Genomic DNA, 20,234 nt, shown 5'->3' with positions numbered 1-20,234 from the left:
CGGACGCAACTTCGATACGACAGGCCGCTGGTCTGTCGTGGCGGAGCCGAAGCCGGAACGCGCGAGCGTTGCCGGCTTTTTGCGTTCCAGTCGTTTGGCGTCTCTTTCCGCCCTTTTGACCGAATACGAGGTGTTCCATGAGCCTGAAACAGCAGCTTACCGATGACATGAAGGCCGCCATGAAGGCCGGCGAGAAGCACCGTCTGGGCGTGATCCGCCTGATGCTGGCCGACATCAAGCGCAAGGAAGTGGACGAGCGCATCGAGCTGGACGACGCCACCGCGTTGGCCGTGCTGGAAAAGATGGTCAAGCAGCGCAAGGATTCGGTCAGCCAGTTCGAAGCGGCCAACCGTGAAGACCTCGCCGTGATCGAGCGCGAAGAGATCCTGGTCATCGACCAGTACCTGCCGGCCAAGCTGGGCGAGGCCGAGATCGTGGCCGCCATCCAGGCCGCCATCGCCGAAACCGGCGCGGCCAGCCCGGCCGACATCGGCAAGCTGATGGGCGCACTGAAGCCCAAGCTCGCCGGCCAGGCCGACATGGGCCTGGTGTCCAAGCTGGTCAAGCAGCAGCTGGCAGGCTGATCGGGCCAGGTAGCGACCCACGGTCGCTACCTGCCTCGCCGGATGTACGTCATCCGGATTCCGGTAGGCACCGACCGTTGGTCGGTGCATGCATGCATGCACGCGCACTGCCGCGCGCCCGCTTCACCCCGCCTTCGACCCGGGCCTGCAAAAATCGGCCGCATGTCTTCACTGCCGCCTGCCCCCACCCCCGACGCCGATCCCTCGCCCGCCCACGCCGGCGTGCCGCCGCGCCTGCGCAAGTATGTCGACCGGCTGCAACGCAGCTTCCCGATGGCCGTGGGCAAGCGCTTCGTCGAGATCGACGTGCTCACCCAGGCCGCCTCGGTCTCCTTCTACGCCCTGCTGTCGATGGCGCCGCTGCTGGTGCTCCTGTTGTGGCTCACCGCCTCGCTGTATCCGCCGGCGCAACAGGCGCTGATCGCCCAGATCAACGACGTGGCCGGCAGCAGTGCCGCCACCGTGGCCGACACCGTGCTCAAGAACGCCGACAACCAGCCCGACGTGGGTTCGCTGGCCGGGGTCTGGAGCACGCTGCTGCTGTTCATCGGCGCCACGGCGGTGTTTGCGCAGCTGCAGAACGCGCTGAACCTGATCTTCAACACCAGTGGCGAGCGCCTGGACGGCATCGTGGCGTGGCTGCGCAAGCGCGTGTTCTCCTTCGGCGTGGTGCTGGCGCTGGGCTTCCTGCTGATCCTGTCGATGACCGCCACCACCATGCTGCAGGTGGCCTTCGCGCAGCTGCCCTCGGTACTGCCGGCAATCGGCTACCTGACCAGCCTGGCGCTGTACACGGTGGGCTTCGCCTTCCTGTACCACTACCTGCCCGACCGCCGCGTGGCCTGGCGACAAGCCTTCATCGGCGGGGCCATCACCTCGGCGCTGTTCGCGTTGGGCCGCTATGGCATCGGGCTGTACATCGCCACCGTCGCGCCGGGCAGCGCCTACGGCTCGATGGGCGCGCTGGTGATCTCGCTGGTGTGGATCTACTACGCCACGGTGGTGTTCTTCGTAGGCGCGCTGATGACCGCGGTCATCGATGAACGCCTGCGCGCGCATTTCCACCTGGCCCAGGCCGGCATCGCCGTGCCCAAACCGGGCGAAGCCACCGGCAGCTAGTAGACTAGCGGTGTCCCCCGCTGCCCTGCGTGGCCGTTACCGGTCGCGCCACCTGCCTGCTGCCCATGGCCCGTATCCCCGACGCATTCATCGACGACCTGCTGGCCCGCTCCGACATTGTCGAGGTGGTGGGCAGCCGCGTGCCGCTGAAGCGCCAAGGCAAGGAATACGCCGCACGCTGCCCGTTCCACGACGAGCGCTCGGCCTCGTTCACGGTCTCGCCCACCAAGCAGTTCTATCACTGCTTCGGCTGTGGCGCGCATGGCACCGCGATCAGCTTCCTGATGAATTACGACCGCCTCGAGTTCCTCGACGCGGTTGATGAGTTGGCCAAGCGCGTGGGCATGGAAGTGCCGCGCGATACCCAGCCGCGCACCGCCCAGCAGCAGGACGACAGCCGCGAGCTGTACTCGGCCCTGGATGCGGCCACGCGCTTCTTCCAGAAATCGCTGGAGGAAAGCGACAAGGCCCGCGCCTACCTGGACCAGCGCGGCGTAGACGAGGAAAACCGCACGCGGTTCGCGATCGGCTATGCGCCCGACGGCTACAGCGCGTTGAAGGACGCACTGGGCAAGGACGAGCGGCGCATGAAGCTGCTGGACCGCGCCGGGCTGTTTTCCAAGAACGACCGCGGCCATGTCTACGACAAGTTCCGCGACCGGGTGATGTTCCCGATCTTCGACCGCCGCGGCCGCGTGATCGCCTACGGCGGCCGGGTCATGGAGAAGGACGACGGCCCCAAGTACCTCAACTCGCCCGAGACCGCGCTGTTCCACAAGGGCCGCGAACTGTACGGCCTGTGGCAGGTGCGCCAGGCCAACCAGAAGATCGAGCGGCTGATCGTGGTCGAAGGCTACATGGACGTGGTCTCGCTGTTCCAGTACGGGGTCACCCAGGCGGTGGCCACGCTGGGCACGGCCACCACGCCGGACCACGCCGAGCTGCTGTTCCGCAATGCGCCGGACGTGTTCTTCTGCTTCGACGGTGACGCCGCCGGCCGCCGCGCAGGCTGGCGCGCGCTGGAGTCGGTGCTGCCGCGCATGAAGGATGGCCGCCAGGCGTTCTTCCTGTTCCTACCCGACGGCGAAGACCCCGACACCATCGTGCGCAAGGAAGGCAGCGCCGCATTCGACGAACGCCTCAAGCAGGCCACGCCGCTGTCGCAGTTCTTCTTCGACGAGCTCACCCGCGAGGTCAACATGGCCACGCTGGACGGCAAGGCGCGGCTGGCCGAGCGGGCCAAGCCGATGCTGGCGCAGATTCCCGATGGCGCCTTCGGCGACCTGATGAAGCAGCAGCTGACCACGCTCACCGGGCTGGGTGCCCGGCCCACGGCATCGGCGCAGCCCTCGCGCCCATCACCGCGTGCGGTGGCACCCACCCAGCGCCGCAGCCTGGTGCGCGCGGCCATTGCGATCCTGCTGCAGCAGCCCTCGCTGGCCATGACCCTGGAAGGCCACCACTTCAACGGCCTGCGCCTGCCCGGCATTGAGCTGCTGCTGGAGCTGCTTGGGTTGGTCGAACAGCGCCCGGACATCACCACCGGCGCACTGCTGGAGCATTTCGAGGGGCGCGAGGAACAGGCCTCCTTGCAGAAACTGGCCGCCCACACCCAGCCAGGCGACGAGGCGATGTGGACCGAGGAACTGCACGATGCGGTGGCCCAGCTTGAAAAGCAGCTGATGCGGCAACGCATGGATGAGCTTCAGGCAAAGCAGAGCCAGCAGGGTCTGGACGATACTGACAAGTACGAACTGCGCGAACTGCTCAAGGCGCGCAGCACCCTCCGCTTCTGACCAACGGAGCAGCCGTGGCCTCTCCCCGAGTGAACCCCGCCGCATCCTTCGCCCGCCACGTCCGCCTTGGCGCCCTCGCCGCCCTGCTGGCCATGGCACTGCCGGCAGTGGCCGACACGCTGCCCTTCGCGCAGCCGCGCCCCCAGCTGTACAGCGCCGGCCAGCCCAGTGCCGCCCAGCTGCAACAGGCCGCCGACGCCGGCGTCACCACCGTGATCGACCTGCGCCAGCCCGATGAAGACCGCGGCTTCGATGAAACCGCGGCCGCCGAACGCCTGGGCCTGCGCTATGTACGCATACCGGTGGCCGGCGCTGCCGGCCTGACCGACGCCAATGCGCACGCGCTGCGCACGGCACTGGCGCAGAGCAGCGGCCCGGTGCTGGTGCATTGCGCCTCCGGCAACCGCGCCGGTGCGCTGCTGGCGCTGTTGGACGCACGCGATGGCGCCCCGGTGGAGCACGCCCTGCAGCTGGGTCGCGATGCCGGCATGACCTCGCTGGAAGCGCCTACCCGCGCCCTGCTCGAACAGGCTGCCGCGCGTTGAGTCAGCCCGTGTTTTCCCTCTCTCTTTTCATCCTCACAGGAGCATGCCGCGCATGAAGCCCTGGTGGTCGCGCCTGCGGCCGGACAACTTCACCCTCGCCCTGCTCTGCACCGTGCTGCTGGCCTCGCTACTGCCGATGCACGGCGCGGCGGCGATGGTGCTCGACGATGTCACCGACGTGGCCATTGCCCTGCTGTTCTTCCTGCACGGCGCGCGGCTGCCGCGTGAGTCGATCGTGGCCGGGGTGCTGCACTGGCGCCTGCACCTGACCATCCTGGCCTGCACTTTCGTGCTGTTCCCGCTGTTGGGGCTGCTGTTCAAACCGCTCGATGGCTGGCTGCTCACGCCCGAGCTCTACATCGGCGTGCTGTTCCTGTGCGCGCTGCCGTCCACGGTGCAGTCGTCCATCGCCTTCACCTCGATGGCGCGCGGCAACGTGCCGGCGGCGGTGTGCAGCGCCTCGCTGTCGAGCATCCTCGGCGTCTTCCTCACCCCCTTGCTGCTGGCCCTGCTCGCCGGCACCGAGGGCGGCATGCACAACCCGGTGCAGGCCATCGTCAGCATCATGTTGCAGCTGCTGGTGCCGTTCGTGGCCGGCCACCTGCTGCGCCCGTGGATTGCCGGTTGGGTGGAACGCCAGCGCGCGCTGCTGCGCTACACCGACCAGGCCACCATCCTGCTGGTGGTGTATTCGGCATTCGGCGAAGCGGTCAGCGAAGGGCTGTGGAGCAAGACGCCACTGGTGTCGCTGTTCACCGTGGCCATTGTTGCCGCCGTCCTGCTCGGCATCGCGATGCCATTGATCCGCTTCATCGCCCGCCGGTTGGGCTTCAACCGCGAAGACGAGATCACCATCCTGTTCTGCGGCTCCAAGAAGAGCCTGGCCACCGGCGTCCCGATCGCCAAGGTACTGTTCGCCGGCGGCAGCCTGGGCGCGATCGTGCTGCCGATCATGATCTACCACCAGATCCAGCTGATCGTCTGCGCGATGATCGCGCAGCGGTATGCGCGCGATCCGGTGGAACCGCTGAAGGGTGACGGAGGCAGTTGAGCTCGCTCGACTCCCTCCGTTTTTTGCACGTCAGTCCCCGTCTGCTCAAGATCAATCGGTGATTGCCGCGGCGATCCCCTGCAACACGCGCGCCTTGCCCTCCACGTCACTGTCGCCGGTTGCGGTAAGTGTGTACGCCTTGTCTCCAGCGGCCCACGACAACACCACGCGACCACGTCCCTGTCCGTCAACATTCATGTCGATCTGTGCGGGCAAGCCGTTGACGGCGGTGTTCTGGGCTTCGGCAATGACCTCGATGGTGGTGCCGGGAATGCGGAAGTTCTCCTCGTTGAAGGCGACGATGCCCACATCGGTCAACCGATAGAAGCGGGTCAGCCCGGACGATTTGACCCCATCCAGCGCACCGCTTGGCTCCATGCCGATCACCTCTGCAACGCCGAGCACGGTGCCCTGCAGGTTACTCGGCGGACTGGGCAGCCGCTGGCGAAGAACCGAATCGGGGCGCTGCACTTTGGGCAAGGCGGTGAGCAGTTCGGCCTGAGATGGAATGGCGCCAACAGGGACACGTACGGCACCTGCCCGACTGCGCGCGATCTGAGTGCGGAACGCGCTCTTGACCGTGTCGGGAGCGTCCAGATCGGCAAGCGGCACTATCCGGTAGGTTCCCTCTTCATCATTCTGCCGGGCACCGTGCAGATCGTCGTTGAGAGCGGCCCGCATGACGCGCTCCTGAAGCCATTGACCGATCGCATCGCCGGATTCCGCGTTGGCATGGGCCGACGATAACGAAGCAAACAGCGCGAGCGCGATTGAGATCTTCTTCATGTGCATCACCACTCGGTCAGGCTGCAGTCGGCGGTCGCGGTATTTCGCGTGTGCACGATCCGGTTGAGTACCCAGGTGTGGTACCCGCGCACGAGCATTCGCTCCGGATCGGATTGATCGCCTGCCCTGAACTGCCAGGAGAAGCCCCCGTTGTTTGGCGCACCGAGGACATGCTTTGCCTGGATGGCGCCCAACGGAATGTGCCTACTGGCCGCAGAGCCTTGAATGCTCCTGAACTGGGGCCTGTCGTAGGTTATCGATTCATTGACGAAGCCAAGACAGTTCGCTCGGCTGATGGCTTTTACTTCTGCTGCCGCATCCCCGCTCCCGAATGCGACCATCAACAGCAGCCCGGCGCCAAGGCGTCTGATTAGTTTCATTGCCGCTCCCTCACATGTTGGCGAGTCACCTCGCACCACCTATGTACGCCGCACGGTGAGGGTAAACGGTGCACTGCATTCCAACTCACCACGCATTGGGGCGTAGCGGACACTTCAACACGGCATATCCCGACGATGTTCCGATGAAGACCATCACCAAAGACCGCGCAGAGGCATCGCAACAGGGTAGCGACAGGTCTGACGCGACATCCGGCACTACGGGTCGGTCAGGGTGGCAACGCTCAAGGCGGGCATCCATATCCACAGGTCGTACTGCCGATCCGCTCCTGTATCTTCTTTCGCCGCGTGCGGCGGACGCTCGATCAGCGGTACCGCGCGGCACGGCTGAAAACACGCCCAGAAATGGCCGCGCAGCGCTTCCAGACGCACGCTGTACAGCGGCAGGTCCAGCAGGTACGCGGCCATCGTCTTCTGCATCTCTGGGGGCGCATCGGCCGACCGGGTGCGCATGGCATGCACGTTGCCGGTCAGCACCAGCATCCGTGCATCGGCAGGCAACGCATTGAACTGCTGGCGCAGGTGCGTGGCCATGGCCGCATCGCGCTGGTCACTGCTGGTGGAGGCGCCGGTTTCGGTGTCATAGCCGGCCACGCCCACATCGCGGCCCTGGGCCCGCAACACACGGACGGCCTCGATCAGCGCGAGCATGTCGCGGCTGCGTCGGCCGTCATGCTGATCGTCCTTGACCGCCCAGAACGGCGACGTGCGCAGCGTCTCGCGCGCGTCGGCACCACCGTCTGAGCGCAGGTAGCGCGCCAGGGCGACGTTCTCGCTCATCGGCAGTTCCAGCCCCAGCCGCACGGCGGCCGTGTTGCGGCTGTAGCGCTCCATCAGGTCGGCCACCAGCAGCGGCGTTTCGGCGGTGCCGTGATATTCGCCGAGCACGACCAGGCGGTGGTCGCCGGCGTGCCGCATGATCTGCGTAGCCGTCTCATCGGGTGCAGGCGCGGCAATCGCCGCGCTGCACAGCAGGGTCATGGCCAGTACTGCGCGTCGCATCCATCGTTTCATGCCGTCACGTCCTGTTCGGTCATGAAAGCAATGGCGACGTTTGCGGGAAATTCAACGTGTCGCAGCGCGCCCGCCCCCTACAACCAGGGCAGCATCCAGTGGTCCACCATCAGGAAGGCGAATAGCGCCATCAGGTAGACGATGGAGTAGCCGAACATCTTCATCGAGAAGATTTCATCCGGCGGGTTCAGCATGCGCCACGCATACCAGAGGAAGACCGCGTTGAGCACGATCGCACCGCCGAGGTAGAACATGCCGCTCATGCCGAACACCACCGGCAGGATGCTGACCACGGCCAGTGCGATCGAATACACCATGATCGACTTGCGGGTATACGCCACGCCGTGGGTGACCGGCAGCATCGGGATCTCGGCCTTTGCGTAATCCTCGCGGCGGAAGATCGCCAGCGCCCAGAAATGCGGGGGGGTCCAGATGAAGATGATCAGCACCAGCAGCGATGCGTAGGCCCAGTCCCACGGGCCCTGCATGCCGGTGATCGCGGCCCAGCCCAGCATCGGCGGGGTGGCGCCGGCCAGGCCGCCGATGACGATGTTCTGCGAGGTCGCGCGCTTGAGGTACACGGTGTAGATCACCGCGTAACCAATCAGCGAGGCGAAGGTCAGCACGGCGGTGATCACGTTGACCCAGACCACCAGGATGGTCATCGACAGGGCGATCAGCAGCCCGGCAAACACCAGTACCTGCCACGGCTTGACCTTGCCCACCACCAGCGGGCGCCACGAGGTGCGCGCCATCTGCGCGTCGATGCGCGCATCCAGCAACTGGTTGATGGCCGCGGCCGCCGAGGCCGCCAGCCAGATGCCGAGGAAACCGAGCGCGCCGTCGAGCGCCTGCTGCGCGGTGGGCAGCCCCGGGATGGCCAGGAACATACCGACCAGCGCGGTGAAGACGATGAGGGCGACGACCTTGGGCTTGGTCAGGTCCCAGTACTGACGATAACTGGCCATGCCGTCAGCCTGCCTGCACGGCAGAGGCGGTGCTACCGGCCTTGCCGTCCGCGTCCGGCGCGCGCAGGCGCGCCAACAGCGTGACCAGCACGAACAACAACGCCACCGCGCCGCCACTGTGGGCCACGGCCACTTCCAGCGGCACCGCGAGCTTCACGTTGAGAATGCCCAGGGTGATCTGCGCCACCACCAGCAGGCCCAGCGCGCTCGCCCAGCCGCGCATGCTCGGCAGCTTGAACAGGCGCACCGACAGCCACAGCAGGTACACGGCCACCACGATCGCCATCATGCGGTGCGCCATCTGGATGGCAATCCGCGAGGCGCCGTCGAGCACGCCGCCTTCGTAGTCCACGCCGATGCCGCGCCACAGGGTGAAGCCTTCCTTGAAATCGTGCTGCGGCCACCACTGGCTGACGCAGCGCGGGAAGTTGTCCAGCGATGCACTGCCGCCGCCGCAGGCGAGCGCGGCGTAGTTGGCGCTGACCCAGCCGCCCAGCGCGATCTGCAGCACCAGCACGGCCACACCGGCGCGGATCAGCCACTTCAGCTTCGGCGCTTCCACCAGCGTGATCGGCATGTGCGTGGCACGCCATGCCATCCACACCAGCAGGCCGAACATCAGCATGCCCCCCAGCAGATGGCCCATCACCACGATCGGCTTGAGCAGCCAGGTCACCGTCCACATGCCCAGCAACGCCTGGAAGATCACCACCGCCAGGGTCAGCAACGCGGCGCGGGCCAGGTCGATGTTGTTCCAGCGCAGCGCGGCCACCAGCAGGATGGCCTCGCCGATGATCGCCAGGATGCTGGCCGGCACGTGCATGCCCATCATGTAGAGCGGTATGCCGGTGGCCACCAGCACGCAGGCGGTGACCACGGCAGTGCTGCCCCAGCGACGGCGGCGCGTGGCCAGCAGCGCCAGGGTGAGGATCTCGATGCCGAGCGCGCCGGCCAGGAAGCGGTGCACCTGCTCGCGCCACGCCTTGTGGGTTTCCAGCGGGCGGATCTTGGCCGCTTCGTGCCCGACCACGTCGGCGGCGTGCTGCGGCCAGGTGACGCGGCCATAGCAGGTGGGCCAGTCCGGGCAGCTCAGGCCGGCATCTGACAGGCGCACGAACGAACCGAACATGATCGTGCTGGCGGTCATGATCAGCGCAAACCACGCCAGACGGTGGAAATTGCGGTGCAGCACCGGGCGTGCGGAGAGGCTCATCTAAACAGAACTCACTTCAGTTTCAGCAGCGTGGCCAGGTCTTTGCGCAGACCGGCCATATCGAATCCCGGCGCATAGCGCATGATCACGAAACCGTTGGGATCGATCACATACACCGGCGTGCCGGCAGGGTCATCCACGGCGGGCAATGCGGCACGCAGGTCGGGCTGGTCGCGCAGCACGCGCAATGCGGGCACGCCCTGGACCTCGGCCGGCGGCGTGCCCAGCCACAGGATCTCGACATTATCGGCGTTATGCCCGAACAGCTGCCACACCTTGCCCAATCCCTGCGACAAAGTGACGCACGCACTTGTACAGCCGGCAGACGGGGCCACCAGGATGCGCCAGGTGCGGGCTTCCGGATTCCATGCATACGGCTGGCCGTTGGCCAGCGTAGGCGGCAGCGCGCGCAGATCGGCGGGGGGCTGCAGCAACTGGCCACTGTTGCGGTGTGCGGTGGGCTGCCACCCCGAGAAGCGCAGCACGCCGGCCAGCGCCATCGCACCAAAGAACAGGCCGAACAGGGCGATCAGCGTCCAGCGGCCGCGTGAGCGCGGGGACAGCCGTTCCGGGGAAGTGGCATTCATGGGTGGCATTTTCTCACGTTGGGGCGGTCAGCGCCGGGAGTCGGGGGAAACGCGGCGGCGCGAACGCAACTCCAGCACCAGCGCGACCACCAGCACGGTCAACGCCAGCCCGAACCACTGCACCGCATAGCCCAGGTGACGGCTGGGCGGCAGCGTGTTGGGCAACAGGTCCAGGTCGCGGGCGTAGCCGCCGGGCAGCGAAGGGTCCAGCCGCAGCACGCGGGTGGGCAGGCTGCCGGCGGGCAGCCCCAGCGCGCGCGCCACCTCGTCCGGGGGCATGCGGTTGGCCAGCCAGATCCCGGGCTGCACGGTGGTGGCCAAGGCCGGGCCCAGGGCGATGCCGCTGGCCGGTGGCGGCGCCAGCAGCCCGGCGATGCGGGCGTGGCCGTGTGGCGGCTGCAGGGGCGGCAGCACGCGGTCGGGCGGCATCGGCTGCCAGCCCAGGTCGACCAGCACGCGCGCGCCACCATCGCTCAGGAAAGGCTGGTACAGCTTGAAACCGGCGCGGCCCTCGCGGGTCTGGTTGTCCAGCAGCACGGTGCCAGGCAGGTATTGCCCGTGGTCTTCCACCCAGCGCAACGTTGGCGGTGCCGACAGCGCGGCGGCCAGGCTCAGCGCCTGCGCATGAGCGGGCACCTGCTGGTCGAGCAGCGCCTGCTTTTCATGCATGCGCTGCAGCTGCCACTGGCCCAGCAGGCAGAAACCGGTGATCACCAGTACCGCAGCCACCCAACCGATCAGGCGTGTGTGCTTCCGCATCATGACAACGGCAGCCAAACGCGGTGATATAGGCACACCCGCCCTGCCATCGAGCCGCGCATGAATGATTCGTTGAAGACCCTGCTGGTAATCGCGTTTCTGATCGTCATCGTCTGGAATCTGGGCGCCGGGCTGTATTACCTGCTGGTCGATCGCGGCCAGACCAAGCGCACCGTCAATGCGCTCACCCGCCGCATCGCGGTGTCGGTGGCGCTGATCGCGCTGGTGGCCATCGGCATCTACAGCGGCTGGATCAAACCCCACGGCATCGGCGGTTGACCGCGTTCCACTGATGCCGCACCCGGACAGGTGCGGCAGGTGTCGCCCCGACGCTACAGCACGTAGACGAACAGGAACAGCATCAGCCACACCACGTCGACGAAGTGCCAGTACCAGGCCGCCGCTTCGAAGCCGAAGTGGTTGTCGCGGGTGAAGTGCCCTTTGGCCGAGCGCAGCCACATCACGCCCAGCATGATGGTGCCCAGCAGCACATGCGCACCGTGGAAGCCGGTGAGCATGAAGAACGTGGAGCCGTAGATGCCCGAGCCCAGGGTGAGGTTGAGTTCCTTGTAGGCGTGGATGTATTCCTCGGCCTGCAGGGTCAGGAAGAACACGCCCAGCACCACGGTCAGGCCCAGCCAGACCAGCAGCTGGCGGCGGTTGCCGGCCTTGAGCGCGTGGTGGGCGATGGTGAGGGTGACGCCGGAGGTGAGCAGGATCAGCGTGTTGATCAGCGGCAGGCCCCAGGCCGGAATGGTCTGGAAGTGGCCGCCGATGCTGCCGGGGCCATTGGTGGGCCACGCGGCGGAATAACCATCCCACAGCAGTTCGTTGGTCATCACCCCGTCGCCCTCGCCGCCCAGCCACGGCAGGCCCAGGTTGCGGGTGTAGAACAGCGCGCCGAAGAACGCACCGAAGAACATCACTTCGGAGAAGATGAACCACACCATGCCCATCCGGAACGAACCGTCCACCTGGCGGTTGTAGTTGCCGGCCTGCGATTCGCGCACCACGTCGCTGAACCACCAGAACAGGGTGAGCACCAGCATCGCGATGCCGGCGTAGAAGGTCCACTTGCCCCAGCCGGAATCATTGAGCCAGCTGGCCACGCCCACCATGGTCACCATCATCGCGATGGAACCGATGAACGGCCATTTGCTGTGCGTGGGCACGAAGTACACGTTGGCATCGGGGCTTTGCTGGGCCATGGTCTTGGGGTCCGGTGCGTATCTAGGGAGCAGCGTGTGCGTTGGCTGTTGCCGCCACGGCGGCAGGCAACTGCGCCGACAACGCGTCGTTCTTGTAGAAGGTGTAGGACAGGGTGATGGTCTTGATGTTGGCCGGCAGGTCCGGGTCGACGATGAAGCGCACCGGCATGTCGCGCTTTTCGCCGGCCTGCAGGGTCTGCGCGGTGAAGCAGAAGCATTCGGTCTTGCTGAAGTAGCCCGACGCCTTGGCCGGTGCCACCGACGGCACCGCGCTGCCCACCAGCGCGCGGTCGCTGTCGTTGCGGGCGTAGTACAGCGCCTCGTTGAGCTCGCCCGGCACCACGTCCATGGTCAGCTGTTCGGGATGGAACGCCCACGGCAGCTTGGAATTGACCCCGCCGTCGAACTCCACCCGCACGGTGCGCTTGCCCGGCGCACTGACGCCCGCCGCCGCGGCGCCGGGACCACGCTCCAGGCGCACGCCGAATACCTTTTCGCAGGCGATGCGGTACAGCGGCACCAGCGAGAAGGTCAGCACGAACACGGCCAGCGCCACCCCGATCAGGCGGGGCAGGCCCGCTGTGCGTGCGGGAACGGCCGGGCCGGTGTCGCTCATCGTCCGATCACCCCGGTCAGGATGAAGCCGACGTACACCGCCACCGCCACCAGCCCGATCTTCCAGGCGGTGCGGTGCGCGCGGCGGCGCTGCAGGGCCTGCATGTCCACGTTGTTGGGAGCGTTCGTCATGGCCACCTCAGTGGGTGATGTCGTCATGGGCCAGGTCGCCCGGGCGGATCACCGGCGGCGTGGTGAAGGTGTGCGCCGGTGCCGGCGACGGCAGCGTCCACTCCAGCCCGCGCGCGCCTTCCCATACCCGGTCGGTGGCCTTTTCGCCGTGGCGCAGCGAGTGCAGCAGGATCGCGGCCATCATGAAGGGCGTGGCGAACATGCCGAACGCACCGATCGAGCTGATCAGGTTCCAGTCGGCGAACGCCACGCTGTAATCGGGGATACGGCGCGGCATGCCGGCCAGGCCCAGGAAGTGCTGCGGGAAGAACAGCAGGTTCACGAATACGATGGACCACCAGAAGTGGAACTTGGCCCACTTCTCGCTGTACATCCGCCCGGTCCACTTCGGCCACCAGTAGTACACCGCGGCGATCAGCGCGAACACCGCGCCGGTGACCAGCACGTAGTGGAAGTGCGCCACCACGAAGTAGGTGTCGTGGTACTGGAAGTCGGCCACCACAATCGCCAGCATCAGGCCGGAGAAGCCGCCGATGGTGAACAGGATCACGAAGGCCACCGCCCACAGCATCGGGGCTTCAAACGTGAGCGAACCGCGCCACATGGTGCTCACCCAGTTGAATACCTTCACCCCGGTCGGGATGGAGATCAGCATGGTGGCGAACATGAAGTAGATTTCGCCGCCCAGCGGCATGCCCACGGTGAACATGTGGTGGGCCCAGACGATGAACGACAGGAAGGCAATCGCCGCCACCGCGTAGACCATGGCCTGGTAGCCGAACAGCGGCTTGCGGCTGAAGGTGGGGATGATTTCACTGACCACGCCGAACGCCGGCAGGATCATGATGTACACCTCCGGGTGCCCGAAGAACCAGAAGATGTGCTGGAACATCACCGGGTCGCCGCCGCCGGCCGCGTTGAAGAAGCTGGTGCCGAAGAACTTGTCGGTGAGCAGCATGGTTACCGCACCGGCCAGCACCGGCATCACCGCGATCAGCAGGAAGGCGGTGATCAGCCAGGCCCAGCAGAAGATCGGCATTTTCAGCAGGTCGATGCCGGGCGCGCGCATGTTGAGCACGGTGGCGATGATGTTGATCGCGCCCATGATCGAACTGATGCCGGCCACGTGGATGGCGAACACGCTGAAGGCCACGTTGTAGCCACCCTGCAGCGACAGCGGCGGGTACAGCGTCCAGCCACCGGCAGGCGCGCCACCGGGCAGGAACAGGGTGACCAGGAGCAAACTGAAGGCCACCGGCAGCAGCCAGAACGACCAGTTGTTCATGCGCGGCAGCGCCATGTCCGGCGCGCCGATCTGCAGCGGGATCATCCAGTTGGCCAGGCCGACGAAGGCCGGCATCACGCCGCCGAAGATCATCACCAGGGCGTGCACGGTGGTCATCTGGTTGAAGAACTCGGGCTTGACGAACTGCAGGCCCGGTTGCATCAGCTCGGCGCGGATGACCACGCTCATGGCCGCGCCGATGATGAACATGATGAAGCTGAAAAGCAGGTAGAGCGTGCCGATGTCCTTGTGGTTGGTCGAGAACAACCAACGCTCCACGAAGCTCTGCTGATGCCCGTGGTGCCCATCGTGGTCAACTGCGGAATGCGCCATCGCAACTACACCTCACTGGATCCGGTGGTACCCACGCCTGCCGGGTGGCAGGCGCAGCTCGATTTCAGGCGTTGCTGCCCGCTGCTGCCGGTGCCGGCGGCGGCGTTGCTTCCGGCGTGGCGGCAGGCGCGGCATCGGCGGGTGCCGGTGCTGCAGGCGTCGCTGCCGGCGCAGGTGCCGGTGCCTGTGCGGGCTTGCGTGAGGCCAGCCATTTCTGGAAGTCCTCCTTGGACACCGCTTCCACCACGATGGGCATGAAGCCATGGTCCTTGCCGCACAGCTCGGCGCACTGGCCGCGGTAGACGCCGGGCGTCTCGATGTTGGTCCAGGCCTCGTTGATGAAGCCGGGAATGGCATCCTGCTTCCAGCCCAGCGCCGGCACCCACCAGGCGTGGATGACGTCGTCGGAGGTGATCACGAAGCGCACCTTGGTATCCACCGGCAGCACCAGCCGGTTGTCCACTTCCAGCAGGTAGTGCGGGTGCGATGCCAGCGTGGGCACCGTGCCGCTCTGCCGCACGCGGTCGGACTCGCGGTCCAGGCGGCTGGTGAAGGTGACGTCCTCACCGAGGTATTCGTACTTCCACATCCACTGGTAGCCGGTGACCTTCACGGTCATTTCCGAATCGCGGGTGTCGTAGAACTTGATCAGGTTGGCCGTGGCCGGCCAGGCCATTACCACCAGGATGATCACCGGGATCACCGTCCAGATGACCTCGGCCTTGGTGTTGTGGCTGAAGGTGGCCGCGACCGCGCCCTTGGATTTGCGGAACTTGAACATGGCGTAGAACATCGCGCCGAACACGATCACGCCGATCACGGTGCACACCCACAGCGAGAACAGGTTGGATTCCCACGCCAACCGCGCGCTCTGGGTCACCCCCTTGCCCATGTTCAACTGCCACGGTTTGGGGTCGGCCGCCTGGGCCCACGCCAATGCGGGCGCCAGCAGTGCTGCCCCGCTCATTGTTGCTGTTGCGAACGTCCTGCCCCACTTTCTGCGTTGCTTCATTGCCTAGACCCTTAGCGTCGTCGGTTGCAGCCATTGCGGGCCGCGAGCAAGCCTTCTGGTTTTCCGGGCCGGTGGATTGGCCCCGAGCGGTCCTTCTCGCCACCGGCGCGGCACCGTGCCCATTCAGGCGGGTGACGCACTCCGGCAACTACCCGGCGGCGGGGATGACCTCGCGCTCCGGGACCTTCAACACAGCAAACAGCAGGACGAACAGCGGGGGCATGGAGCGCCTGTGGGGGACGCAATTCCTGCTGCAGGAAACGTCTCGATGGTAGCCCTGCACTCGCGACAGTAGCAAGGGTCCATTCACATTTTCAGGAATGGTGCAACACAGCATGAGGTCCGGCGGTACTTTTGACGAAATCAGCACACTATTCACAGGCTGCCCCGTTCCCGCCGAATCCCTTTGTATGAAAGGCTATGGGTGTGATCCGGCAGCGTCGTGAAAGTGCTTCCAAGCGCCAAAAAACGATTAAAATGGTCAAGTTCTCCACGAGCCAACCGGCATGACCGCACCTTCCGCACCGATTCCTGCCCCGGCCCCGTCCGGCGCTCTCCGTCCGCCGCTGCTGTCGCCTGAGCTGCGCACGCCTCCCCCTGCGTTCCGCCAGGCCATCACCGATGCCTGGATGAAGGACGAGGCCAGCCACGTGCGCGAGCTGTTGGCGCAGGCGCGCCTGCCGGCCGACGAACAGGCGCAGGTGCAGGCCACCGCCGCCGACCTGGTCAAGCGCGTGCGCGTGCGTGCCCAGGACCAGGGCGCGATCGAAGCCTTCATGCGCCAGTACGACCTGGGCAGCGAGGAGGGCGTGTTGCTGATGTGCGTGGCCGAGGCGCTGCTGCGCATTCCCGACCAGGACACCGCCGACAAGCTGATCCGCGACAAGCTGGGCGATGCCGACTGGAAGAAGCACATGGGCGGCAGCGACTCGGTGCTGGTCAACGCCTCCACCTGGGGCCTGATGCTGACCGGCCGCCTGGTGCAGATCAACGACGCCACCCGCGCCGACGTGCCGGGTGCGTTCGCGCGCCTGATCGGCCGCGTGGGTGAGCCGGTGATCCGCCTGGCCGTGCGCCAGGCAATGAAGATCATGGGCCACCAGTTCGTCATGGGCCGCACCATCGACGAGGCGCTGTCGCGCTCGCACAAGGGCGACAACGCCAGCTACCGCTATTCGTTCGACATGCTCGGCGAAGGCGCGCTGACCATGAAGGACGCCAAGCGCTACCTGGAAGACTACCGCCGCGCGATCCACTCCATCGGTGGCGACCACAAGGCCCGTGGCGGCCGCCCGGACGGCGACGTCAACGCGGCCCCGGGCATCTCGATCAAGCTGTCGGCGCTGTACCCGCGCTACGAGCATGCCAAGCGCGCGCGTGTGATGGCCGACCTGGTCCCGGGCGTGCTGGAACTGGCGCAGCTGGCCAAGTCCTACGGCATCGGCTGCACCGTGGATGCCGAGGAAACCGACCGCCTGGAGCTGTCGCTGGACATCATCGAAGCGGTGGTCAGCGATGCGTCGCTGAGCGGCTGGGAAGGCTTCGGCGTGGTCGTGCAGGCCTACCAGAAGCGCACCCCGTACACGATCGACTACCTGGCCGACCTGGCCCGTCGCATCGGTCGCCGCCTGCAGGTGCGCCTGGTCAAGGGCGCGTACTGGGATGCGGAAATCAAGCGCGCGCAGATCGACGGCCTGCCGGCCTACCCGGTGTTCACCCGCAAGCAGAACACCGACGTGTCCTACCTGGCGTGCACCAAGCGGTTGTTCTCGCATGCCGATGCGCTGTACCCGATGTTCGCCACCCACAACGCGCACACCATTGCCGCGGTGAAGGCGATCGCCAAGGGGGGCCAGTACGAGCACCAGAAGCTGCACGGCATGGGCGATGACCTGTACGCCGAAGTGGTGCCGGCCAATCGGTTGAACGTGCCGTGCCGCGTGTACGCACCGGTCGGTTCGCACGAAGACCTGCTGCCGTACCTGGTGCGCCGCCTGCTGGAAAACGGCGCCAACTCCAGCTTCGTCAACCGCATCACCGACGACGCGGTGGCCATCGACGACCTGATCCGCGATCCGGTCGAGGCGGTGTCCTCGTTCGCGTCCATTCCCCACCCGAAAATCCCGCTGCCGGTCGACCTGCTGCGCAGCCAGAACCATGACAGGACCAATTCCATGGGCGTCAATCTTGCCAACGACAACGACCTGCGCGCGCTGGCCGAGCAGCTCAACGCCGCCGTGAAGCCGTGGAAGGCCGCGCCGCTGGTGCCCGGCGCCACCCCGACCGGCGCGCTGTTGAACGTGACCAACCCGGCCGACACGCGCCAGGTGGTGGGCCAGTGGCAGCCGGCCGACAGCGCCACCGTCGAGAAGGCGCTGGCCAATGCCGTGGCCGCGCAGCCGGCCTGGAACCGCACCCCGGCCGCCAGCCGCGCGGCGATCCTGGAACACGCCGCCGACCAGCTGGAAGCGCGCATGCCCGAGTTCATGGCGCTGTGCGTCAAGGAAGCCGGCAAGAGCCTGCCCGACGGCATCGCCGAAGTGCGCGAAGCGGTCGACTTCCTGCGCTACTACGCCAAGCAGGCGCGCGAGCAGTTCGGCCACGCCGAAAAGCTGCCCAGCCCCACCGGTGAATCCAACGAACTGCAGCTGCATGGCCGCGGCGTGTTCGTCTGCATCAGCCCGTGGAACTTCCCGCTGGCGATCTTCCTGGGCCAGGTGGCCGCCGCGCTTGCCGCCGGCAACAGCGTGATCGCCAAGCCGGCCGAACAGACCAACCTGATCGGCTACTACGCAGTGAAGCTGCTGCTAGACGCCGGCGTGCCCGAAGGCGTGGTGCAGTTCCTGCCGGGCGACGGCGCCACCGTCGGTGCCGCGCTCACCGCCGACCCGCGCGTGGCCGGCGTGGCCTTCACCGGCTCCACCGACACCGCCCGCGCGATCAACCGCGCGATGGCCGCACGCGATGCCGCCATTGGCGTGCTGATCGCCGAAACCGGCGGCCAGAACGCCTTCATCGCCGACTCCTCGGCGCTGCCGGAACAGCTGGTCAAGGACGCCATCGGTTCGGCGTTCACCTCGGCCGGCCAGCGCTGCTCGGCCGCGCGCGTGCTGTTCGTGCAGGACGACATCGCCGACAAGGTGATGACCATGCTGTCCGGTGCGATGGCCGAACTGAAGGTCGGCGACCCGGGCCTGCTGTCGACCGACGTGGGCCCGGTGATCGACGCCGACGCGCTGCAGATCCTGCAGGACCACGCGGTGCGCATGGAGAAGGAAGCGCGCCTGATCGCCGCGGCCGAACTCGACGAAGCCGCCGCACATGGCACCTTCTTCGCGCCGCGTGCGTACGAACTGAAGAACCTGGACCAGCTGCACAAGGAAGTCTTCGGGCCGGTGCTTCACGTGATCCGTTGGAAGGGCGACCAGCTGGATGCGGTGATCGACCAGATCAACGCCACCGGCTACGGCCTCACCCTGGGCGTGCATTCGCGCATTGATGAAACCGTGGACCGCATTTCCTCGCGCATCAACGTGGGCAACGTGTACGTCAACCGCAACCAGATCGGCGCGGTGGTCGGCGTGCAGCCGTTCGGCGGCCAGGGCCTGTCCGGCACCGGCCCCAAGGCCGGCGGCCCGCACTACCTGCTGCGCTTTGCCACCGAAAAGACCGTCACCGTGAACACCACGGCCGCCGGTGGCAACGCCTCGCTGCTGACCCTGGGCGACTGATCCACGGCACAAGGCAGCACTGAAAAGCCCCGCAAACGCGGGGCTTTTTTTTCGCGTGCCCCGCAGGAGGTAGAGCCACCCCATGGGTGGCTGCACGCCATCCCGCACCGCCCGGAAGACCCATCCATGGGTGGCTGCACGCCATCCCGCACCGCTCCCACTGGTGGCTGCACGCCTTCCCGCCGGTGCCTTGCCGCTGTGCCATCATCCGCCCATGCGCGCCCTCCTCCGGACACTCCTGCTGCTTCCCGTGCTCCTGCCCGGCACTTCGCACGCCACCGTTGCGCCGCCCGAGCGGGTGCTGGTGTTCACCCATACCGCCGGGTTCCGGCACGACTCCATCCCGACGGCCGTGGCCACGCTGCAGACGCTGGCCACCGGCGAGCGCATGGTCGCCGACCACAGCGAAGACCCCGGTGCGTTCACAGCCGCCAACCTCGCGCGCTACCGCGTGGTGGTGTTCGCCAGCACCACCGGCGATGTGCTCGACGCCAACCAGCAGGCCGCGCTGGAAGGCTTCATCGGCCACGGCGGCGGCTTTGTCGGCGTGCATGCGGCCGCCGACACCGAGTACGGCTGGCCGTGGTATGGCCAGCTGGTGGGCGCATGGTTCAAGGCGCACCCGCCCGGCCTGCAGGACACGCAGGTGCAGCCCGAGCGCGATGGCCGCGCGCACGGCACGCCGTGGCCGATCCGCGACGAGCTCTACAACTACCGCGAGAATCCCCGCGGGCGCGTGCAGGTGGTGGCTACCGTGGACGAGCGGCGCTACGACGGCGGCAGCATGGGCGCAGACCATCCCATCACCTGGTGCCATCGTTTCGGCGGCGGGCGCAGCTGGTACACCGGCCTGGGGCATGACGAAGCGGTGTACCGCAACCCGCATTTCCTGGCGCAGCTGCGGCAGGGCATGCGTTATGCGGCGGGCCGCTCGCCGATCTGCTGAGTCGCTGATCGCCCCTGCATCCACAGCCCACCGGATCTTCCACGTTCCACTGGTAGCGGCGCATGCCGATCGACTGCCGATGGCTGAGTTACGCCCGTGCATCACCGCCTGGCATCGCCGCGCGACGGGCAAACAAAAAGCCCCGCTTTCGC

At 66.7% G+C, this 20,234-nt stretch carries 20 protein-coding genes; 8 read left to right on the top strand and 12 right to left on the bottom strand.

Features of this window, described 5'->3' with window-relative positions:
• The first annotated feature begins 137 nt into the window (after window positions 1-137).
• The 5 genes from ACZ0AE_RS01795 (at window position 138) to ACZ0AE_RS01775 (ending at window position 5,095) form a co-directional block, all read left to right on the top strand.
• Window positions 138-584: a GatB/YqeY domain-containing protein gene (locus ACZ0AE_RS01795; protein ID WP_038690903.1), complete on the top strand. Its 447-nt coding sequence runs from the start codon at window positions 138-140 to the stop codon at window positions 582-584.
• A gap of 162 nt (window positions 585-746) precedes the next feature.
• Entirely contained in the window at window positions 747-1,703 is a 957-nt protein-coding gene (locus tag ACZ0AE_RS01790; protein WP_051598914.1) for a YihY/virulence factor BrkB family protein, read from the top strand.
• Window positions 1,704-1,768: 65 nt separating this feature from the next.
• Window positions 1,769-3,499 carry a DNA primase gene (gene dnaG / locus ACZ0AE_RS01785; RefSeq protein ID WP_038690904.1) on the top strand — a complete coding sequence of 577 codons (1,731 nt, stop codon included), beginning with the start codon at window positions 1,769-1,771 and terminating at the stop codon, window positions 3,497-3,499.
• Between the two features lie 92 nt (window positions 3,500-3,591).
• The gene (locus tag ACZ0AE_RS01780) at window positions 3,592-4,044 is read left to right on the top strand and encodes a protein tyrosine phosphatase family protein (RefSeq protein WP_463602047.1); all 453 of its coding nucleotides are present in this window, start codon (window positions 3,592-3,594) and stop codon (window positions 4,042-4,044) included.
• A 52-nt stretch (window positions 4,045-4,096) separates the two neighbouring features.
• Window positions 4,097-5,095: a bile acid:sodium symporter family protein gene (locus tag ACZ0AE_RS01775; RefSeq protein WP_463600238.1), complete on the top strand. Its 999-nt coding sequence runs from the start codon at window positions 4,097-4,099 to the stop codon at window positions 5,093-5,095.
• Window positions 5,096-5,146: 51 nt separating this feature from the next.
• Here the strand turns inward: ACZ0AE_RS01775 and ACZ0AE_RS01770 are convergent, their stop codons facing one another.
• The 7 genes from ACZ0AE_RS01770 to ACZ0AE_RS01740 form a co-directional block, all read right to left on the bottom strand.
• Complete coding sequence (locus ACZ0AE_RS01770) at window positions 5,147-5,881, bottom strand: hypothetical protein (protein ID WP_185753391.1); 735 nt, start codon at window positions 5,879-5,881, stop codon at window positions 5,147-5,149.
• A 5-nt stretch (window positions 5,882-5,886) separates the two neighbouring features.
• Window positions 5,887-6,261: a hypothetical protein gene (locus ACZ0AE_RS01765; RefSeq protein ID WP_463600237.1), complete on the bottom strand. Its 375-nt coding sequence runs from the start codon at window positions 6,259-6,261 to the stop codon at window positions 5,887-5,889.
• A gap of 216 nt (window positions 6,262-6,477) precedes the next feature.
• Window positions 6,478-7,281, bottom strand: coding sequence for a calcium-binding protein (locus ACZ0AE_RS01760; protein ID WP_463600236.1), 804 nt, complete (start codon window positions 7,279-7,281; stop codon window positions 6,478-6,480).
• An 89-nt stretch (window positions 7,282-7,370) separates the two neighbouring features.
• Window positions 7,371-8,261 (bottom strand): heme o synthase, encoded by an 891-nt coding sequence (gene cyoE, locus ACZ0AE_RS01755; RefSeq protein WP_038690917.1) that lies wholly within the window; start codon window positions 8,259-8,261, stop codon window positions 7,371-7,373.
• Between the two features lie 4 nt (window positions 8,262-8,265).
• Window positions 8,266-9,474 carry a COX15/CtaA family protein gene (locus tag ACZ0AE_RS01750; protein WP_448132870.1) on the bottom strand — a complete coding sequence of 403 codons (1,209 nt, stop codon included), beginning with the start codon at window positions 9,472-9,474 and terminating at the stop codon, window positions 8,266-8,268.
• A gap of 11 nt (window positions 9,475-9,485) precedes the next feature.
• Complete coding sequence (locus ACZ0AE_RS01745) at window positions 9,486-10,061, bottom strand: SCO family protein (protein ID WP_038690920.1); 576 nt, start codon at window positions 10,059-10,061, stop codon at window positions 9,486-9,488.
• A gap of 27 nt (window positions 10,062-10,088) precedes the next feature.
• Window positions 10,089-10,823, bottom strand: a complete 735-nt coding sequence (locus ACZ0AE_RS01740; protein WP_463600235.1) for an SURF1 family protein — start codon at window positions 10,821-10,823, stop codon at window positions 10,089-10,091.
• A 57-nt stretch (window positions 10,824-10,880) separates the two neighbouring features.
• Here ACZ0AE_RS01740 and ACZ0AE_RS01735 point away from each other — a divergent pair, with 57 nt between their 5' ends.
• Window positions 10,881-11,099 (top strand): twin transmembrane helix small protein, encoded by a 219-nt coding sequence (locus ACZ0AE_RS01735; RefSeq protein ID WP_038690924.1) that lies wholly within the window; start codon window positions 10,881-10,883, stop codon window positions 11,097-11,099.
• Window positions 11,100-11,152: 53 nt separating this feature from the next.
• On the opposite strand, the gene ACZ0AE_RS01730 is transcribed toward ACZ0AE_RS01735, so the two are convergent.
• From ACZ0AE_RS01730 to coxB, 5 genes are all read right to left on the bottom strand, one after another.
• A complete protein-coding gene (locus ACZ0AE_RS01730) occupies window positions 11,153-12,028 on the bottom strand; it encodes a cytochrome c oxidase subunit 3 (protein WP_038690925.1) in 876 nt (291 codons plus the stop codon).
• 22 nt (window positions 12,029-12,050) lie between these two features.
• Window positions 12,051-12,644, bottom strand: a complete 594-nt coding sequence (locus ACZ0AE_RS01725; RefSeq protein WP_038690927.1) for a cytochrome c oxidase assembly protein — start codon at window positions 12,642-12,644, stop codon at window positions 12,051-12,053.
• Window positions 12,641-12,775 carry a hypothetical protein gene (locus ACZ0AE_RS01720; RefSeq protein ID WP_275133788.1) on the bottom strand — a complete coding sequence of 45 codons (135 nt, stop codon included), beginning with the start codon at window positions 12,773-12,775 and terminating at the stop codon, window positions 12,641-12,643. The genes ACZ0AE_RS01725 and ACZ0AE_RS01720 overlap by 4 nt, the downstream gene beginning before the upstream one ends.
• Before the next feature lie 7 nt (window positions 12,776-12,782).
• The gene (ctaD, locus tag ACZ0AE_RS01715) at window positions 12,783-14,393 is read right to left on the bottom strand and encodes a cytochrome c oxidase subunit I (protein WP_038690929.1); all 1,611 of its coding nucleotides are present in this window, start codon (window positions 14,391-14,393) and stop codon (window positions 12,783-12,785) included.
• 64 nt (window positions 14,394-14,457) lie between these two features.
• Window positions 14,458-15,405, bottom strand: coding sequence for a cytochrome c oxidase subunit II (coxB, locus tag ACZ0AE_RS01710; RefSeq protein ID WP_463600234.1), 948 nt, complete (start codon window positions 15,403-15,405; stop codon window positions 14,458-14,460).
• A 506-nt stretch (window positions 15,406-15,911) separates the two neighbouring features.
• Between coxB and putA the strand changes: the two genes are divergently transcribed.
• Together putA and ACZ0AE_RS01700 are read left to right on the top strand one after the other, a co-directional pair.
• Window positions 15,912-19,136 (top strand): bifunctional proline dehydrogenase/L-glutamate gamma-semialdehyde dehydrogenase PutA, encoded by a 3,225-nt coding sequence (putA, locus tag ACZ0AE_RS01705; RefSeq protein WP_447591533.1) that lies wholly within the window; start codon window positions 15,912-15,914, stop codon window positions 19,134-19,136.
• A gap of 214 nt (window positions 19,137-19,350) precedes the next feature.
• Window positions 19,351-20,082 (top strand): ThuA domain-containing protein, encoded by a 732-nt coding sequence (locus tag ACZ0AE_RS01700; protein ID WP_463600233.1) that lies wholly within the window; start codon window positions 19,351-19,353, stop codon window positions 20,080-20,082.
• Window positions 20,083-20,234 lie beyond the last annotated feature (152 nt).

This window comes from Stenotrophomonas sp. AC248 (assembly GCF_979258185.1).
Note: the sequence above shows the minus strand (reverse complement) of the source record. Positions and strands in the feature narration are given on the sequence as shown.

Bases quoted from the DNA above. Each gene is read 5' to 3' on its own strand.
- ACZ0AE_RS01795 (WP_038690903.1), top strand. From the start codon at position 138: ATGAGCCTGAAACAGCAGCTTACCGATGACATGAAGGCCGCCATGAAG.
- ACZ0AE_RS01790 (WP_051598914.1), top strand. From the start codon at position 747: ATGTCTTCACTGCCGCCTGCCCCCACCCCCGACGCCGATCCCTCGCCC.
- dnaG (WP_038690904.1), top strand. From the start codon at position 1,769: ATGGCCCGTATCCCCGACGCATTCATCGACGACCTGCTGGCCCGCTCC.
- ACZ0AE_RS01780 (WP_463602047.1), top strand. From the start codon at position 3,592: ATGGCACTGCCGGCAGTGGCCGACACGCTGCCCTTCGCGCAGCCGCGC.
- ACZ0AE_RS01775 (WP_463600238.1), top strand. From the start codon at position 4,097: ATGAAGCCCTGGTGGTCGCGCCTGCGGCCGGACAACTTCACCCTCGCC.
- ACZ0AE_RS01770 (WP_185753391.1), bottom strand. From the start codon at position 5,881: ATGAAGAAGATCTCAATCGCGCTCGCGCTGTTTGCTTCGTTATCGTCG.
- ACZ0AE_RS01765 (WP_463600237.1), bottom strand. From the start codon at position 6,261: ATGAAACTAATCAGACGCCTTGGCGCCGGGCTGCTGTTGATGGTCGCA.
- ACZ0AE_RS01760 (WP_463600236.1), bottom strand. From the start codon at position 7,281: ATGCGACGCGCAGTACTGGCCATGACCCTGCTGTGCAGCGCGGCGATT.
- cyoE (WP_038690917.1), bottom strand. From the start codon at position 8,261: ATGGCCAGTTATCGTCAGTACTGGGACCTGACCAAGCCCAAGGTCGTC.
- ACZ0AE_RS01750 (WP_448132870.1), bottom strand. From the start codon at position 9,474: ATGAGCCTCTCCGCACGCCCGGTGCTGCACCGCAATTTCCACCGTCTG.
- ACZ0AE_RS01745 (WP_038690920.1), bottom strand. From the start codon at position 10,061: ATGAATGCCACTTCCCCGGAACGGCTGTCCCCGCGCTCACGCGGCCGC.
- ACZ0AE_RS01740 (WP_463600235.1), bottom strand. From the start codon at position 10,823: ATGATGCGGAAGCACACACGCCTGATCGGTTGGGTGGCTGCGGTACTG.
- ACZ0AE_RS01735 (WP_038690924.1), top strand. From the start codon at position 10,881: ATGAATGATTCGTTGAAGACCCTGCTGGTAATCGCGTTTCTGATCGTC.
- ACZ0AE_RS01730 (WP_038690925.1), bottom strand. From the start codon at position 12,028: ATGGCCCAGCAAAGCCCCGATGCCAACGTGTACTTCGTGCCCACGCAC.
- ACZ0AE_RS01725 (WP_038690927.1), bottom strand. From the start codon at position 12,644: ATGAGCGACACCGGCCCGGCCGTTCCCGCACGCACAGCGGGCCTGCCC.
- ACZ0AE_RS01720 (WP_275133788.1), bottom strand. From the start codon at position 12,775: ATGACGAACGCTCCCAACAACGTGGACATGCAGGCCCTGCAGCGCCGC.
- ctaD (WP_038690929.1), bottom strand. From the start codon at position 14,393: ATGGCGCATTCCGCAGTTGACCACGATGGGCACCACGGGCATCAGCAG.
- coxB (WP_463600234.1), bottom strand. From the start codon at position 15,405: ATGAAGCAACGCAGAAAGTGGGGCAGGACGTTCGCAACAGCAACAATG.
- putA (WP_447591533.1), top strand. From the start codon at position 15,912: ATGACCGCACCTTCCGCACCGATTCCTGCCCCGGCCCCGTCCGGCGCT.
- ACZ0AE_RS01700 (WP_463600233.1), top strand. From the start codon at position 19,351: ATGCGCGCCCTCCTCCGGACACTCCTGCTGCTTCCCGTGCTCCTGCCC.